This window comes from Flavobacterium sp. GQ95 (genome assembly GCF_059758655.1).
The window spans coordinates 726095-742942 of sequence record NZ_JCAXEB010000001.1 but is presented as its reverse complement, the minus strand read 5'-3'; the positions used below and the strand labels follow the sequence as shown (position 1 = coordinate 742942).

Annotated in this window: 9 protein-coding genes; 2 read left to right on the top strand and 7 right to left on the bottom strand. The window is 35.4% G+C overall.

Annotated elements, in window-relative coordinates:
• Positions 1-81: 81 nt before the first annotated feature.
• The 7 genes from AC6CH4_RS03145 to AC6CH4_RS03115 form a co-directional block, all read right to left on the bottom strand.
• A complete protein-coding gene (locus tag AC6CH4_RS03145; RefSeq protein ID WP_498100068.1) occupies positions 82-1749 on the bottom strand; it encodes an alpha-amylase family glycosyl hydrolase in 1668 nt (555 codons plus the stop codon).
• Positions 1750-2061: 312 nt separating this feature from the next.
• Positions 2062-3936, bottom strand: coding sequence for a glycoside hydrolase family 13 protein (locus AC6CH4_RS03140; RefSeq protein WP_498100066.1), 1875 nt, complete (start codon positions 3934-3936; stop codon positions 2062-2064).
• Between the two features lie 146 nt (positions 3937-4082).
• Positions 4083-6197: a glycoside hydrolase family 97 protein gene (locus AC6CH4_RS03135; RefSeq protein ID WP_498100064.1), complete on the bottom strand. Its 2115-nt coding sequence runs from the start codon at positions 6195-6197 to the stop codon at positions 4083-4085.
• 19 nt (positions 6198-6216) lie between these two features.
• Positions 6217-8520, bottom strand: a complete 2304-nt coding sequence (locus tag AC6CH4_RS03130) for a glycoside hydrolase family 65 protein (RefSeq protein WP_498100062.1) — start codon at positions 8518-8520, stop codon at positions 6217-6219.
• A gap of 237 nt (positions 8521-8757) precedes the next feature.
• Complete coding sequence (pgmB, locus tag AC6CH4_RS03125) at positions 8758-9411, bottom strand: beta-phosphoglucomutase (protein ID WP_192188128.1); 654 nt, start codon at positions 9409-9411, stop codon at positions 8758-8760.
• A 15-nt stretch (positions 9412-9426) separates the two neighbouring features.
• The gene (locus tag AC6CH4_RS03120; RefSeq protein ID WP_498100060.1) at positions 9427-10782 is read right to left on the bottom strand and encodes an MFS transporter; all 1356 of its coding nucleotides are present in this window, start codon (positions 10780-10782) and stop codon (positions 9427-9429) included.
• Between the two features lie 178 nt (positions 10783-10960).
• Positions 10961-11992, bottom strand: coding sequence for a LacI family DNA-binding transcriptional regulator (locus AC6CH4_RS03115; protein WP_192186211.1), 1032 nt, complete (start codon positions 11990-11992; stop codon positions 10961-10963).
• A 235-nt stretch (positions 11993-12227) separates the two neighbouring features.
• On the opposite strand from AC6CH4_RS03115, the gene AC6CH4_RS03110 reads away from it, so the two are divergent.
• Both AC6CH4_RS03110 and AC6CH4_RS03105 read left to right on the top strand, forming a co-directional pair.
• Positions 12228-15203, top strand: a complete 2976-nt coding sequence (locus AC6CH4_RS03110; RefSeq protein WP_498100058.1) for a SusC/RagA family TonB-linked outer membrane protein — start codon at positions 12228-12230, stop codon at positions 15201-15203.
• A gap of 35 nt (positions 15204-15238) precedes the next feature.
• Complete coding sequence (locus tag AC6CH4_RS03105; protein WP_498100056.1) at positions 15239-16846, top strand: RagB/SusD family nutrient uptake outer membrane protein; 1608 nt, start codon at positions 15239-15241, stop codon at positions 16844-16846.
• Positions 16847-16848: the final 2 nt, after the last annotated feature.

Sequence of the window (16848 nt, the reverse complement as noted above, 5' to 3'; positions counted from 1 at the left end):
TTAATTTTGTGAAAATTTGTGAAATTCGTGGCAAAAAAATATATTTTGCGAGCCTTGCGCAAAACTTTGCGCTCCTTGCGGTTAAGTACGTTCCAATAAAACAATATCAAATTCGCTATCAATAGTGACTTTCCCATCGATAACTTCGACGTTTTGATCTGAATAACTATCTTTTAATTTTGTTCCATTTTCGAAAATAGCATTTACCGGAATTTCTTTTGTGCCTTTTGGTAAATCTAAACCAATAACGACTTTATCTTCGAAAGTTCCTTTGGAGAAAGTTCTGGAGAAAACATAAAATTCAGAACTAATTTGCTGATGAATTCCTCCGCCAATTGCAGGATGATTTCTTCTGAACTGCCCTAATTTCTGCCAATGTAAAAGTGTTTGTTTGGTTTCCTGATTGTTTAGTATATCATCCCAATTCATGTTGGAACGTAAAGTTGCATCGCCATTTGTTCCTTCTACAACTAAAGATCTTCCAGATTCATCTCCATAATAAACTTGCGACATTCCCGGAGACAATAATAATTTGGTTCCGGCCTCGATGCCTTTTGTTCTGTTGGCGTCAAAAGGCTGACCATCGTCATGAGAAGACATATAATTAAGGACAGAATATCCTTTTAATTCATTGTTTAAAGCATTTGAATATTTCGAAAATAAACCTTCATAATTGTTTTGAGCAGCGTTCCATTTAAATTCAAAATTGATCATGCTGTTGAAACCATTCTGAAAGTAATTTACTTTTCGGTCTCCAAAATCATAATCCTGACCACCGCTGATTCCGTAGCCGTAAACTTCGGCAATCGTATAAAACGGATTTTGATCTAAAACCTGCAACGGATGATGTTTCTTCCAGGTTTCAAAAGCGTAATCACATTCCTTTTTAAAATCTGCCCAAACGTCTTCGTTGGTGTGTTTTACGGTATCGGCTCTGTAACCGTCAATTCCGAATTCAACGATATAATCTGTAAGCCATTTAATGATGTAATATTTAGGTGTTCTTGGATAATTTGTTCTTTTGAAAAATTCATCCAACGAAGCTATTTCTTTTTCATAACGGCCTTCTTTTTTCCATTTTTCAATTAAAAAAGGAGGGAGTTGCACTTCCTGAGTGCTTTCTGTTCTTACATCCGGAAGATTATCAACTAAAGTACACATCGTTGTGTTTTCAAACGATTTGTAATCGCAAACGACTCCTGTTCTAACCCAATCAGAAGGCCAAACAGGATCTTCAGGAGTTACGGGACCGGTATGATTGATTACGCCATCTAGAATAATTCTGATGCCTTTTTCATGTGCTTTTTGAACAAGATTGGCCAAATCTTCTTTGGTTCCGAAATTCGGATCCAAAGCTGTCCAGTCTTTTGCCCAATAGCCATGAAAGCCATAACTCAAGCCAGTTCCTTCGTCAACACCATCGTGAATTTGCTCTACTATCGGCGTAAGCCAAATGGCATTTATTCCTAATCGCTCAAAATAGCCTGATTCGATTTTTTTTGTAATTCCGATAATATCTCCGCCTTCAAATCCGCGTAGTTTTCCAGGCGTTTTCGTTCTGTTGAAGTTTAAATCGTTTTCCGTATTTCCATTATAAAAACGATCGGTAAGTAAAAAGTAGACATTTGCTCCTTCCCAAACGAAAGGTGTTTTTGAAGTATTTTCGTTATGCATTGAAACTGATTTTGAGCCAGAACAACTCGTGATTAAGAATACTAAAGGTAAAAAAAGGAAAATGTATTTTTTCATTTATTCTGAATTTAACAAGCATTTATAATTTGTTCTAAATAAAATTTCCGCCACGAATTACTTCGTCTGTTCGTCCTTCGTCCTCGAGTCACGAATTATTTTAATACTCTCTGAAAATATAAATTCGTGAATTCGTGGCGGAAAAATAGTTGCCTAAATTTTTAAACACATAGAAACATAGGTTTTCCTTCTTTTGAAAAGGTTGAAAAAAAATGACAAATCATTTTACACATAGCTATGTGTTTTAATGCAAGTGAAACGCCTTTTTTCAGACTATCAAAAACTATTTCTCTATGTGTTTGAATAAAATATTTATTCCAATTCTAAAATCAAAGCTGATTTTGGCTCCAATGTAATTTCAGTGGCTAAATCGAATGTTTTTCCTGTCAAAACATCTTTTCCTGATTTAAAGTTTTTGATATTTTCTTTAAAACGATTTGTCTTCACAGTTTGTGCTTTTGCATTGTTATTGAAAACCACCATTACCGTTTTTGTATCAGTATATCTGAAATAAACATAAGTGTTGTTTTCAGGAATATAATGCGTCATTTTCCCTGTATGAATAGCTTCATTTGATTTTCTCCAGTTGAATAATTTTGAAGTAAAATCGAAGTATTGTGCTTGCTCAGCTGTCCTTCCTGCTGCGGTCAAGCCATTGTTTTTGTCGCCAGCCCATCCGCCAGGAAAATCTCTTCGAATGTCTGCGTCGCCCTTGCCTTTGTCACCGCCCATTCCAATTTCTGAACCGTAGTAAACTTGTGGAATTCCACGAACTGTGGCCAATAAAGTCATCGCCAGTTTGTATTTGGGAAGATCGTATTTAAACTTCTCATTCATACGATCGGTATCGTGATTTTCGGCAAAAACCAAAATATTATTTGTATTTGGATATAAATAATCCATTGCAAAATTGTTATAGAATTTAATCAACCCGTTGTCCCAGCTTGGTTCGTCTTCGTTGAAGGCAGAAGTAACCTGACTTTGAAGCGTAAAATCCATTACACTTGGTAAATTCGAATTGTAATTTTCAATGGCGCCAATTTTACTGTCTTTTTGCCAATACGCTAAATTTGCCTGATTGTGCATCCAGATTTCACCAACAATATTAAAATTAGGATATTCATTCGTAATTGCTTTTGCCCAATTAGCCATTGCCGTTTGGTCAGAATAATTATAAGTATCTACTCTAAAACCGTCAAGATTAGCATATTCAATCCACCAAATGGCATTTTGAGTCAGGTATTTTGCCACTAAAGGATTTCTCAAATTCAAGTCTGGCATAGAAGGTACAAACCATCCATCAACACAAATTTCCTGATCTATTTTTGACGCATGAATATCTGTAATTACTTCACGTCTGTGGTGCGTTTGTGTGAAGTTTTCAAATTGATTGAACCAGCTTTTGGTTGGCATGTCTTTCATCATCCAGTGGGTAATTCCCCAGTGATTGGTAACATAATCCATAACCAGTTTCATGTCTTTTTTGTGCATTTCTGCAGATAAGCGAACGTAGTCTTCATTGGTTCCATAACGAGAATCTATTTTATAAACATCAGATTGTCCGTAACCATGATACGAATGTTTTGCGTCATTGTCCTGGCATAAAGGCGTACTCCAAACCGTTGTCGCACCTAAAGACGAAATATAATCTAAGTTTTTAATAATTCCTTCAATATCTCCGCCGTGACGCCCGCCTGGTTCTGCGCGATTTCCTTTTTCTGTTAAAATGGCATCACTGTCGTTTTTCGGATTTCCATTAGCAAAACGGTCCGGCATGATTAGGTAAATCAAGTCTGATGAATCGTAGCTTTTGCGGTCAGCCGAATTGGCTCTTCTTTCTTTAAGAGCATATTTTTGAGTAAAAGCGACTTTGTTATTGGCTTTAAAAGAGAAAACCAATTCTGAGGCTTTGAGGTTTTGTGTGTCGATTGTTACAAAAAGATAGTTCGGGTTTTCTGTTTTTTCGACATTTTTAATCGCCACATTGTTTGAAACCGAAGCTTCATATTGTGCAATATTTTTTCCGTAGAACATAATCTGCAACTCCGGATTTTTCATTCCTGCGTACCAAAATGGCGGTTCTACTTTCTGAATTTGCGCTTTCGCGGAAGCAGAAAAGATCAGAACGAAAAGGAGTATTTTGAAGAATGTGTGGTTTGTTTGAAATGATGTTTTTTGGATGTTCATAATATCTAGATGTAATTATCTTCATTGTCAGTTCGAGCGGAGTCGAGAACCTTTGCGGCATCTCGACTCCGCTCGATGTGACAAAAAATATGTTATTAAAAAAAAAGACAAGTGATTTTGGGGAAAATCACTTGTCTTTAAAAAAATTATTTAGTTTCAATTATGCTGATTGCATAACCTCCGCCTGGAGCAGATAACTGTGATAATTGTGATTTATTGGTTACAGCAATTTTCCTGATCGTATAAGCTTGCGGATTTGTTTTGTAATGCGCATCTTTTGCATCAGCATAAATTGTTGCTGTGTATTTTTTGCCTTTTTCAAGGAAACTGAAATCGATGTTTGATGTACGCGAATTGTCTCCGTTTACGTTTCCAACAAACCAGTTGTTTGTCCCTTTTGCTTTACGTGCAACTGTAATAAAATCGCCTGGTTCAGCCTCAATATATTTACTTTCAGACCAATCTACAGCCACATCTTTAATGAACTGGAAAGCATCTGGAAAACGGTTATAGTTCTCTGGAGTATCAGCCGCCATTTGTAACGGGCTGTACATCGTAACGTATAAAGCCAACTGATTACAGATGGTACTGTTTACATGTGATTTGTTATCCGGATTCATTTTGCTGATATCCATTTCGAAGATTCCCGGAGTATAATCCATTGGACCTCCAATTAATCTTGTGAATGGCAATACCGTAACGTGATTTGGTTTAGAACCTCCAAAAGCTTGGTATTCTGTTCCTCTTGCAGCTTCGTTTCCAATTAAGTTCGGGTACGTTCTCGCAATTCCTGTTGGGCGAACTGCTTCGTGAGCATTCACCATAATTTTATAATCAGCTGCTTTTTCGACGGCATATTGATAATGGTTTACAATCCATTGATCGTAATGATTTTCACCGCGAGGCAAAATGTCTCCAACGTATCCACTTTTTACAGCATCGTATCCGTTGTCTTTCATGAATTGGTATGCTTTGTCCATATGACGCTCGTAGTTACGAACTGAACCTGAAGTTTCATGGTGCATGATGATTTTGATTCCTTTAGATTTTGCGTATTCGTGCAAACCTTTTACATCAAAATCCGGGTAAGGTGTTACGAAATCAAAAACATAATCTTTTGAATGTCCAAACCAGTCTTCCCAGCCTTCGTTCCATCCTTCAACCAAAACAGCGTCGAAACCATTTGCAGCAGCAAAATCAATATATTTTTTTACGTTAGCATTGTTTGCTCCGTGTGTTCCGCTTGGTTTTGCTTTTGAGAAATCAGAAACACCCAATTGTACTGTTGGAAAATCGTTTGTGTACGACCAAGAGCTTTTTCCTGTAATCATTTCCCACCAAACACCAATATATTTTACTGGTTTAATCCAGGAAGTATCATCAATTTTTGACGGATCGTTTAAGTTGTAAGTCATTTTTGAAGCTAAGATTTCTCTCGCATCATCGCTCACCATAATTGTTCGCCACGGCGAATGGCTCGGTGCCTGCATATAACCTTTGTCTCCTTTTGCATCCGGCGTTAACCAGGATTCAAAAATCATGTTTTTGTCATCTAAATTCAAATGCATACAAGAATAATTGATCAAAGCCGCTTCGTGCAGGTTGATGTAGATTCCGTCATTCGTTTTTAACATCAAAGAAGTCTGAACTCCTGTTGGAGAAAAAGATTTTTGAGAAACGTTTGCTGTATATGCTTTTTGAGATAAACCTCGAATTTCAGATAATTTCGATTTTGTATAATCGTATTCCTGTGTATCATAATCTCCCGGAATCCAAAAAGCCGTGTGGTCGCCCGCCATTGCAAATTGTGTTCTTTCTTCTTTGATTACGAAATACGTAAGGTTCTTTTGAGTTGGGAATTCATATCTAAATCCAAGTCCGTCATCAAATAAACGGAAACGGATTACGATTTGTCTGTCTGTGCCTTTTTGATTTAAAGTAACAGCCAGTTCATTATAATGATTTCTGATATTGTCCACTTCTCCCCAAACCGGTTTCCAGGTTTCATCAAAAGTGGAAGTTTTAGTATCAACAACCGTAAAATCATTCAATAAAGATTTTTTGTCATCTTTAAGTTCAAGACCTAATTTACTGGTTTTTACTACGTCTTTGTTTTTGTATTTTAAGCTGTAAGTTGGCGTTCCGTCATTTTGAAGCGAAAATTCCATTACGAACTTTCCTTCGGGTGATTTTAATTGTTGTGCATTTGCAAGCGAGCTAAACGCAAACAAGATTAAACTTGCGAAAAATAAGTTTTTCATGTTTTTTATTTTTAAGGTATTAATCAATTTGTACAAATTTACTTGCAATTATAGAATTTCCGTTCACTACAATTGTTAAATCTTGGTCACCATCAACGGTAAAAGTTGTTTCGTTATGATTTACAGTTACTTTCAAAATTTGATTTCTGAAATTAATTTTAAACGAATAGCCTTTCCATTCTTTTGGGATTTTTGGAGAGAAATGAAGCTGGTCATTTTTAACACGCATTCCTCCAAAACCTTCTACAATGCTCATCCATGTTCCGGCCATTGAAGTAATGTGACAACCTTCTTCTACTTCTTTATTATAATCATCTAAATCCAGACGAGAAGTTCTCAAATAGAAAGTATAAGCCATATCCATTTTGTCTAAATGGGCAGCCTGAATCGAGTGAACGCAAGGCGAAAGTGAACTTTCATGAACCGTAAATGACTCATAAAAATCAAAATTACGTTCTAATTCTTCTTTAGAAAAATGATCTTCGAAGAAATAGAAACATTGTAAAACATCCGCTTGTTTAATGTATGGAGAACGAAGAACGCGATCCCAAGACCATTTTTGATTGATTGGGCGTTGTGAACGATCTAAATCTTTTACCGGAACTAAATCTTTGTCCAAGAAGCCGTCTTGCTGTAAGTAAATACCCAATTCTTTTGAAGTAGGGAAGTACATATCATCGGCTACTTTTTTCCATTCCTGAATTTCATGCGCCGAAAGGCTTACTTTTTCCAAAATGCGTTTGTGATCTGCAGGATATTCTAAAGCTACTTTTTTAATTTGTTCCGATGCATAATCGATACACCATTTTGCAATATAATTGGTGTAAAAATTATTGTTGATGTTATTTTCATATTCATTTGGACCTGTAACGCCCAAAATCACATATTGATTTTTTTCTTTAGAAAAAGAAGCTCTCTGATGCCAAAAACGAGCAATTCCGATTAATACTTCTAAGCCTTTTTCAGGAATATATGAGTAATCCCCGGTAAAACGGTGGTAATTGTAAATGGCAAAAGCGATCGCACCATTTCTGTGAATTTCTTCATGCGTGATTTCCCATTCGTTGTGGCATTCTTCTCCATTCATGGTAACCATCGGATACAGCGCTGCGCCATTTTTGAAACCTAAATTGTCCTTTGCATTTTCAATCGCTTTATCCAATTGATTGAAACGATATGTCAATAAGTTTCTTGCAACCTGCTGATCTTTTGTCGCCATGTAAAACGGAATACAATAAGCCTCAGTGTCCCAATAAGTAGATCCACCGTATTTTTCTCCGGTAAAACCTTTTGGTCCGATGTTCAAACGAGAATCTTTTCCTAAATAAGTTTGATTTAATTGGAAGATGTTGAAACGAATTCCCTGTTGTGCTTTCACGTCGCCATCAATAGTAATATCTGACATTTCCCAGATTTTGCTCCAGGCGTCAATTTGATTTTGAAGTAAAGCATCATATCCTAAATTAACGGCAGCTTTAATTGTTTTTTCGGCTGCAGCCAAAGTGTTTTCGTGATTTAAAGAAACCGTATATCCCCCAATTTTTTGAATCGATGAGGTTTTTCCTTTAGCGATAATAGTTCCATAAGTAAACTGAACTTTATCTGTCGTTGAGTCGATTGTTGAAGGCGAAATGTTTACGTTTTCTCCGTTTGCAAAAATCGTATTATGCATGAAAGTCGTAACTTTAAAATGCGTTTTAAAAGTCTGCGCCGTTACAAAAGCTTCGTTTGCTCCTTTTTTTACTTCAAGAGGTTCCCAGAATTTTTCTTCCCAGTTGGCATCTTCATTGGTAACTCCTGCGTCAATATAAGGTTTGTAAACAATTTTGGCGTCTTTGTTTAAAGGCGTGATTTCGTATTTGATAATTCCGGCTTCATCCAAATCCAAAGAAAGAAAACGGCGAATGTTTACGGCAATTTCGGTTCCGTTTTTCAATGTCGCTTCAAAAGAACGGTTGTACCATCCTTCTTTCATATTCAATTCTCTGCGGAAGTTTTTAACCTCCGTACAAGTATTTAAATCTAAGTTTTCTTCGTTGATTTTAACGTCAATTCCAATCCAGTTTGGAGCATTTAATACTTTCGCAAAATATTTTGGATATCCGTTTTTCCACCAGCCCACTTTAGTTTTGTCCGGGTAATAAATTCCGGCGATATAACTTCCCTGAAAAGTTTCGCCAGAGTATGTTTCTTCAAAATTGGCACGTTGTCCCATAGCACCGTTCCCGATACTAAAAAGACTCTCAGACGATTTTACTCTTTCTACATCAAATCCTTCTTCTATGATGGACCAATTGTCTGGTTTTATATAATCTTGATTCATTTTTTCTTTAATTAGATAATTGGGCAATTAGATAATTAGAAAATGTGCCGATATGATAATTAGATAATTACTTCTTTTGGCTATTCTAATTTTGATTTTATCTTTTAATTGCTCGTTTGTACTATTTTACTTTTTTAATTAGTTGATTTATTTTTCAAGCCAATTAGATACTAGTCAATTAGAAAATTAGAAAATTCAAGTTTGGAGAATTATCTAATTTTCTAATTGGCACATTTTCTAATTAATTAGTTTCTCAATAAAGCTTGTTTCGATTTGGGTAAAATCTTTAAAAATATAATCAGCTTCATGTAAAATTGTTTCCTCACCAATTCCAACACTTACCATTTCTCCTATGTTTGCAGCCTGAATTCCGGCAACAGAATCTTCAAATACAATTGCATTTTTTGGATCAATATTTAATAATTGAGCCGCTTTTAAGAAAACCTCCGGATCCGGTTTTGCATTGGTAACGTCGTTTCCGTCAACAATAACATCGAAATAAGAAAGGATTCCCGTTTTTTCAAGAATTGGTCGGGCATTTTTACTCGCTGAGCCTAATGCAATTCCCTGGTTTTTATCTTTTAATAATTGCAGAATTTTAAAAACTCCAGGAAGAATCTCGCTTTCGTCCATGTCAACTAAATAAGATAGGTAATCTTCATTTTTTTGAATTAACCATTTGTCTTTGTCTTCCTGCGAAGCCTGAACATTTCCTAATCCAAGTATAATATCTAACGAACGTACACGGCTCACGCCTTTAAGCAGTTCGTTGTCTTCATGCGTAAAATTTATGTTTAAAGACTGAGCGATTTTTTGCCAGGCTAAAAAATGGTATTTGGCGGTATCAACGATCACGCCGTCAAGATCGAATATGAATGCTTTTTTCATTATAAGGGAAATTCTTATTTATGATTTTTGAATAGTGTCGTCTACATCTTTTACTTTATAGACTAAAAGAGCAGCAATTAGAAAACTTACACCACTTGTAATTAAGGCGTAAATAGCATCGCCATTGTAAAGATATTTTACAATTGGACCTCCAATAAGTGCATTTACAATTTGTGGAATAACAACGAAGAAGTTGAAAATCCCCATATAAACACCCATTTTTTTAGGAGCAATTGATCCTGCAAGAATAGCGTAAGGCATAGCCAAAATACTGGCCCAGGCCACGCCAATTAAAATCATTGGAAGTACAACCCAGTCTTCATTTGGCATAAAGTAAATCGAAATTAATCCGATTCCCCCAATGATAAGTGATACGGCGTGAGTTGATTTACGACCGATTTTTTTAGCGATAAACGGTAAGAAAAACAAAGCGATAATGGCAGAAACTAAATTGTAAACTCCAAATAAAATTCCGACCCAGTCACCAGCATCCTGATATTGCTGACTTGATGTGTCCTCTAAAGGCAGTCCGTAAATGTGATGTGCAATGGCGGGAGTTGTAAAAACCCACATTCCGAATAATCCAAACCAGGAAAAAAACTGAACCCAACTCAACTGACGCATTGTTGTTGGCATTTTTGCAAAATCAGTAAAGATGTCTGTTAGTTTAGATTTTTCCTCAGATGGAATATCTTTTTCACTTTGTGGATCTTCAAAATTGGACAATTCTTCCGGCGTATATTCTTTTGTTGTAAAAAGCGTTACGAGGATTGAACCAATTAAAACTGCAGCTCCAATGATAAACGATAATTTCAGATTTAAAGGAATACTTCCCGGAACCGCATTGTTTGAAATGTGACACCATTTTGTTAAAACATAAGGCAACGCAGAACCAATAACAGCTCCAAAACCAATTAAAGAAGTTTGGATACTGAATCCTGCAGTACGCTGATCTGTTCTTAAATTATCACCAACCAAAGCACGAAATGGCTCCATGGCAATGTTGAAAGAAGCATCCATGATCATTAACATTCCGGCTCCAACCCATAAAGCAGGCAGTACAGAAATGAAAATATTAGCCTGTGGCATTAAAATTAATCCAACCGAAGCTAAAATAGCACCTACCAGAAAAAAAGGCTTTCTTCTCCCAAAACGTCCCCAGGTTTTATCACTGTAATGACCAATAACAGGCTGTACTATTAATCCCATAAGAGGAGCAATAATCCAGAACCATGATAGTTCATGTACGTCGGCACCAAAAATTTGAAGAATTCTGCTGGCATTTGCATTCTGAAGTGCAAATCCCATTTGTATTCCTAAGAAACCGAAACTCATGTTCCAAATTTCCCAGAAACTTAATTTACGCTTTTCCATTATCGTAATTAAAAAATTAATTAGACGATAAGCGCTTTGCTTATCAAAACTTACTGTTTTTTCGAAGTAAAAGTAAAAGCTTTGACGGCCGTAAAAGTATAAATTATTTTTAGATATAGCCTAACAAAAAAGCCATAAATATTATTTATGGCTTTAGAAAAGGTTGATTTTAAGAATTTTAGTCAGTAGATTCTCTTTTTATTAAGTGCGTTTCTATAACTTCAGTAGTATAATTTTCATTTTCTTCTTCGTCATCATCATGTCCGGCTTCCAACCTTTCAATTAGCATTTTAGCGGCTTTATTACCCATTTTTTCACCACTTTGACTTACGGTTGTAATGCTTGGGGTTGAGTATTTTGATATAATTCCGTCGGTAAATGCAATTACGGCTAGATCTTCAGGAACTTTAAGTCCCATTTTGTTAGCTGTTTTGATAATTGTAACGGCAAAAAGCTCATTTACAGCAAAAACAGCATCAAAAGCTCTGTCATGTAAAAGCTGACTGATAGTAATTTCACAGGTATCTACATCTTCAATTTTGATGATTAAATCCTCGTTGAAAGGTAATCCGTTGTCTAAAAGTGCTTTTTCGTACCCGTCAGTTCTTAATTTTCCAACGCTCACATAATCGACAGTGGTAACTAGAGCGATCTTTTTTCTGCCATTATCAATTAAACTCTGAACTGCTTCATAAGCAGCAGCCTTATCATCAATAATAACTTTATCGCACAAAATATCATTGGTCACACGGTCGAACATTACAACCGGCATTCCCTGATTTATAACTTCAGTAATATGGTGAAAGTCACCTTTATACTGGGTTTCTTTAGAAAGAGACATGATGAAACCATCGATACTTCCGTTGGCTAACATTTCCATATTTAAGACTTCCTTGTCGAAAGAATCATCAGATAAACAGATGACAACACTGTAGCCATTTTCGTTGGCAACCTGCTCTATTCCGTTGATTACAGTGGAGAAAAAATAATGTACAATTTCCGGAATGATAATACCAATACTTTTGGTTTTTCGATTTTTTAAACTAAGGGCAATATTGTTGGGTTTATAGTTATAAAACTTTGCAAAAGCCTGAACTTTTAAGCGCGTTTCTTCTCCTATTTCCAGACTGTTTCTTAGTGATTTTGAGACAGTTGAAATAGAGACGTCCAGTTCCTTTGCAATCTGTTTTAGGGTGATTTTACGTTTCATATGTATTATTGAAAAAAATCTAATTAATAATAAAGGTATCTTTTATTTTCTGATTTAGCATTTTTTGACTTAAAAGATTACAAAAAATAGAAAGTTTTCAACACTACCACGTTTTCGTAAACCAATTAAAATGACCTCTTGTTGAGCGTGTTAATTAATTCCTAATTTTGAAATTCGAAGTAAAATTAAAAACTTAACTAACAATCACAAACTCAAACTAATTTAAACAAAAAGTATGAAAACAATTTACAAAAAGTTGTTATTTTTATTCCTATTGTTGCCGTTTTCTGTGTTAGCTCAAAACACTTTAAGCGGGACTGTTGTCGATAAAGCAACAGGTCAGCCAATACCGGGAGTAAATGTAAATGTACAAGGTGCTCCAAGCGGTGCATCAACAGGATTTGATGGTAATTACCAACTATCAAATGTTAAAAGCGGAAACAAAATTGTCGTTTCTTTTATTGGATACAAAACGCAAACCCTTGATTTCAATGGGCAAAAAACACTAAACGTTTCTTTAGAAGAAGATACGAACCAACTTAAAGAAGTTGTGGTACAAGTAGGTTACGGTACTGTTAAGAAAAAGGACGCAACCGGTTCTGTATCGCAAATCGCTGCAAAAGATTTTAATAAAGGAATTAATGTTACTCCAGAGAGTTTAATTAGTGGCCGTATTGCAGGTGTTAACGTTACAGGAGGCGGAGCACCAGGAGCAAAAGCGGATATTAGAATTCGTGGAGGATCATCATTGACTGCTTCTAATGAGCCATTAATCGTTTTGGATGGATTGCCTTTAAGTAACGCTGTTCCGAGTGGAGCAACAAGTATCTTATCGACTATTGATCCTAATGATATTGAATCATTTACAGTTCTTAAAGATGCAGCAGCAGCAGCAATCTACGGATCGAGAGCAGCAAATGGTGTAATTGTTATTACTACTAAAAAAGGAACAAAAGGTGGTGTAAAAGTTAACTTTAGTTCTCAGGTTGGTATTAATACAGTAGCGAATCAGGTTGATGTATTAAGTGCTGATCAATTTCGTGAATTAGTAAATACAAAAGGTTCAGCTGCTCAACAAGCTTTAATGGGTACTGCAAATACAAACTGGCAGGATGAAATTTTCCATACTGCATTAACAACCAACAATAACATATCTGTTAGTGGTGCTTTATTTAATAAATTACCAGTACGTTTATCTGTTGGAAATGTTGATAATCCAGGAATCTTAAGAAACACTTCTTTTGAAAGAACTACGACATCGTTATCGTTAAATCCGGTTTTGTTTGATAACCATTTAAAAATTGATATTAGTGGGAATTTATCTTTTGGAAAAAACCAATTTCAGGATGAAGCTGCAGTAATAGGAAGCGCTATAGGTTTTGATCCAACGCAGTCAGTTTACAGTGCAGGTTCTCGTTACGGAGGATATTTTGAATGGTTAGAAAGTAATGGAAATTTACCATTATTGCCAGCAAGAAACCCTGTGGCAAGATTAAACCAAGATGAAAGAAGAGCAACTTCAACCAGAAAATGGGGGAATGTTAGATTGGATTATAAATTCCATTTCTTTGAAGATTTAAGAATCGTTGCTGAAGCTGGTATTGACAGATTTGATAGTAGTGGTTATACTGAAGTTAGTACCCAAAGTGCTTTAGGATATCAGCCAAATCCATTTAGTTCAGGAAATTGGACTAATTTCGGAAACTACTCAAGCTATACTGATATGTTGCAAAACAAAAACTTAAATACTTATTTCAACTATACAAAAGATTTAGGTAAATTTAAAATTGACGCGACAGCAGGTTATAACTACCAATTGTTTCAAAAAGAGAAGTATCAATCTGGAGAAATAAGACAACCAAATCCTAATGAGGATGTTATTACTGATCCGGACATTAACTTACAGTCTTACTTTGGACGTCTGAATTTAGGTTATGATAGCAGATACTTAGTTACTTTAAACTATAGAAGAGATGGAACTTCACGTTTCTCTGAAGAAAACAGATGGGGTAATTTTGCCGGAGTTGCTTTAGCATGGAATGTTGCTGAAGAAGCTTTCTTAAAAGATAACGAAACTTTATCAAGCTTAAAATTAAGATTTGGATATGGTACAACCGGACAACAAGATATTCCGGCACAGTATGATTATTTAAGACGTGTTACTTTAGGAACAATTAACACACAGTATATTTTCGGTGGAAAAGTATATTCTACTGCAAGACCTGAAGGTTATAACGAAAATATTAAATGGGAAGAATTAGCTGAAACTAACGTTGGTGTTGATTTTGGTTTCCTTAATGACAGAATTACTGGTACAGTGAACTACTTTGATAAAAAATCAAGTGATTTATTAGCTGATGTAGTAGTTCCTGACGGAGCAAATATCAGAAACCAAGGTACTTATAACATTGGTAGCGTAAGAACTAAAGGTATTGAATTTAATATTCAGTCAGATATCGTTAAAAATGATAATTTAACGTGGAATGTTGCTTTTAATACAACTTATATTGATCAAAAAATCACAGATTTAGGAATTACTGTTCCTGGTTTCCAAGGTTACCTTTCTGGAGATAATATTGCAGGAGGTGCCGGAAATAAAATTCAGGTTAACTCAGTAGGTTATGCGCCTAATTCATTTTTAGTATACGAGCAATTATATGATGCTAATAAAAAACCAATTGCCGGTGCTTATGTTGACAGAAATGGTGATGGAAAATTAGACGATGGAGATCGTTACAGATTCCACAAACCAGCACCGGATTACACATTCGGTTTGTTTTCTACTTTAAACTACAAAAAGTTTGATTTTACAATGAACTGGAGAGCTAGTTTAGGGAATTACATTTTTGATAACGTAAGTTCTAATTTAGGTTATTCTGATGCAGGTTTAAGAAGGCAAACAGATTTATCTAACGTAAGTTCAGATTATCTTAATACTGGTTTCACTTTTGAAGATAATGGTACATCTCGTTATTTGTCTAACTATTTTATTAAAGATGCTTCTTTTATCAAACTTGACAATGTAACTCTAGGATATACTTTTGATAAGACATTACTAAAAGCAGCTTCTTTAAGATTTACTGCAGGAGTTCAAAATGTTTTTGTTCTTACTAAATACGACGGTTTAGATCCTGAGAAATTCAACGGAATCGATAATAATGTTTACCCAAGAGCCAGAACTTTCTTGTTTGGAGTAAATGCAAGCTTCTAGTAGAATATTGAAAACAAATTTTAAAAACAAATAAAATGAAAATATCATTTAAATATATATCTTATTTTTTCCTATTCATTTTAGGATTAAGTATGACGCTTACCTCGTGTACGGACGATTTAAACGTGACACCGGGCGATGATGATGAGTTTCTATCTGAATCATTTTTTAAAGATCCGACATCATATAAACAAGTATTGGCAAAATTATATGCGGGATTATATGTAGGAGGAAATGACGGAGATTCAACACCGGATATTGCAGGAATTGGAGGAGATTTCAGTAGTTACTTAAGATTACTTTTCGTAACACAGGAGCTTCCAACAGATGAGGCGATTATTGCATGGGCTGATGGTACTTTGCCAACAATAAATACACAAACATGGTCACCTGCAAACGAATTTTTAGCAGGGACATTTTCAAGAGCATTCTATGAAATTAGTGTTGCTAATGAATTTTTAAGACAGACGACAGATGAAAAATTGAATGAAAGAGGTGTTGATGCAAATCTTAAGGCTGAAATCGCAACTTTTAGAGCTGAAGCTCGTTTTTTAAGAGCGTTTTCTTATTATAATTTAATGGATTTGTTCGGAAATGTGCCAATAACTACAGAAAACGACCCTGTTGGTTTCTTTTACCCGGAACAAAAAACAAGAGCAGAAGTTTTTACTTTTATTGAATCTGAATTGAAAGATTTAGATACAAGTCTTGCTGCGCCAAAAACAAATGAATATGGAAGAATCGATAAAACTGCTGCTAAATTTTTACTAGCACAGATTTATCTAAATTCTAAAGTTTACACTGGTACTGACAGAAATAATGATGCGGCAGTATTGTGTAATGATATTATTACAACTTCAGGATACACTTTTGCTAATGTTCCTTACAACTATTTGTTCTCTGCAGATAATGATAAAAATGGTGCACAATCAGAGTTCATCTTCCCAGTTATAGGTGATGGAAATGCTATTAGAGCAATTGGTGGAGGGATGAGTTTTATTATACATGCTTCGATCGGAGGAACTATGGATGCTTCATCAAGAGGTATGGACGGTGGATGGTTTGGAACCAGAACCCGTAAGGAGTTTGTTGCCCTTTTTCCTGATGTAACTGCGACTGGAGATAAAAGAGGAACATTTTATACAGATGGTCAATCTTTAGATATTAATAATGTTGGAACTTTCACAGATGGATATGCAGTTACAAAGTATATCAACAAAAAGGCTGATGGTAGTGCAGCACAAAGAACTGATATGCCGGATACAGATTTTCCTATGTTCAGATTATCTGATGCTTATTTGATGTATGCTGAAGCAACGGTAAGAGGTGCTTCTTCAGGAAATATTGCAACGGCAGTAGGTTATATCAATAAAATCAGAACCAGAGCAAATGCTACACAAATTAGTGCTGCAGATTTAACTCTTGATTTTATTTTAAATGAAAGAGGAAGAGAATTGTTCTGGGAATGTCACAGAAGAACTGATTTAATTCGTTTTGGAAAATTCACAGGCGGATCTAAAATCTGGCAATGGAAAGGCGGTACTATGAATGGTACTTCAACTGAATCTTATAGAGATTTAATGCCTATTCCTTCCAGAATTATTCAGGCAAATCCAACTTTGAAGCAAAACCCAGGATACTAACA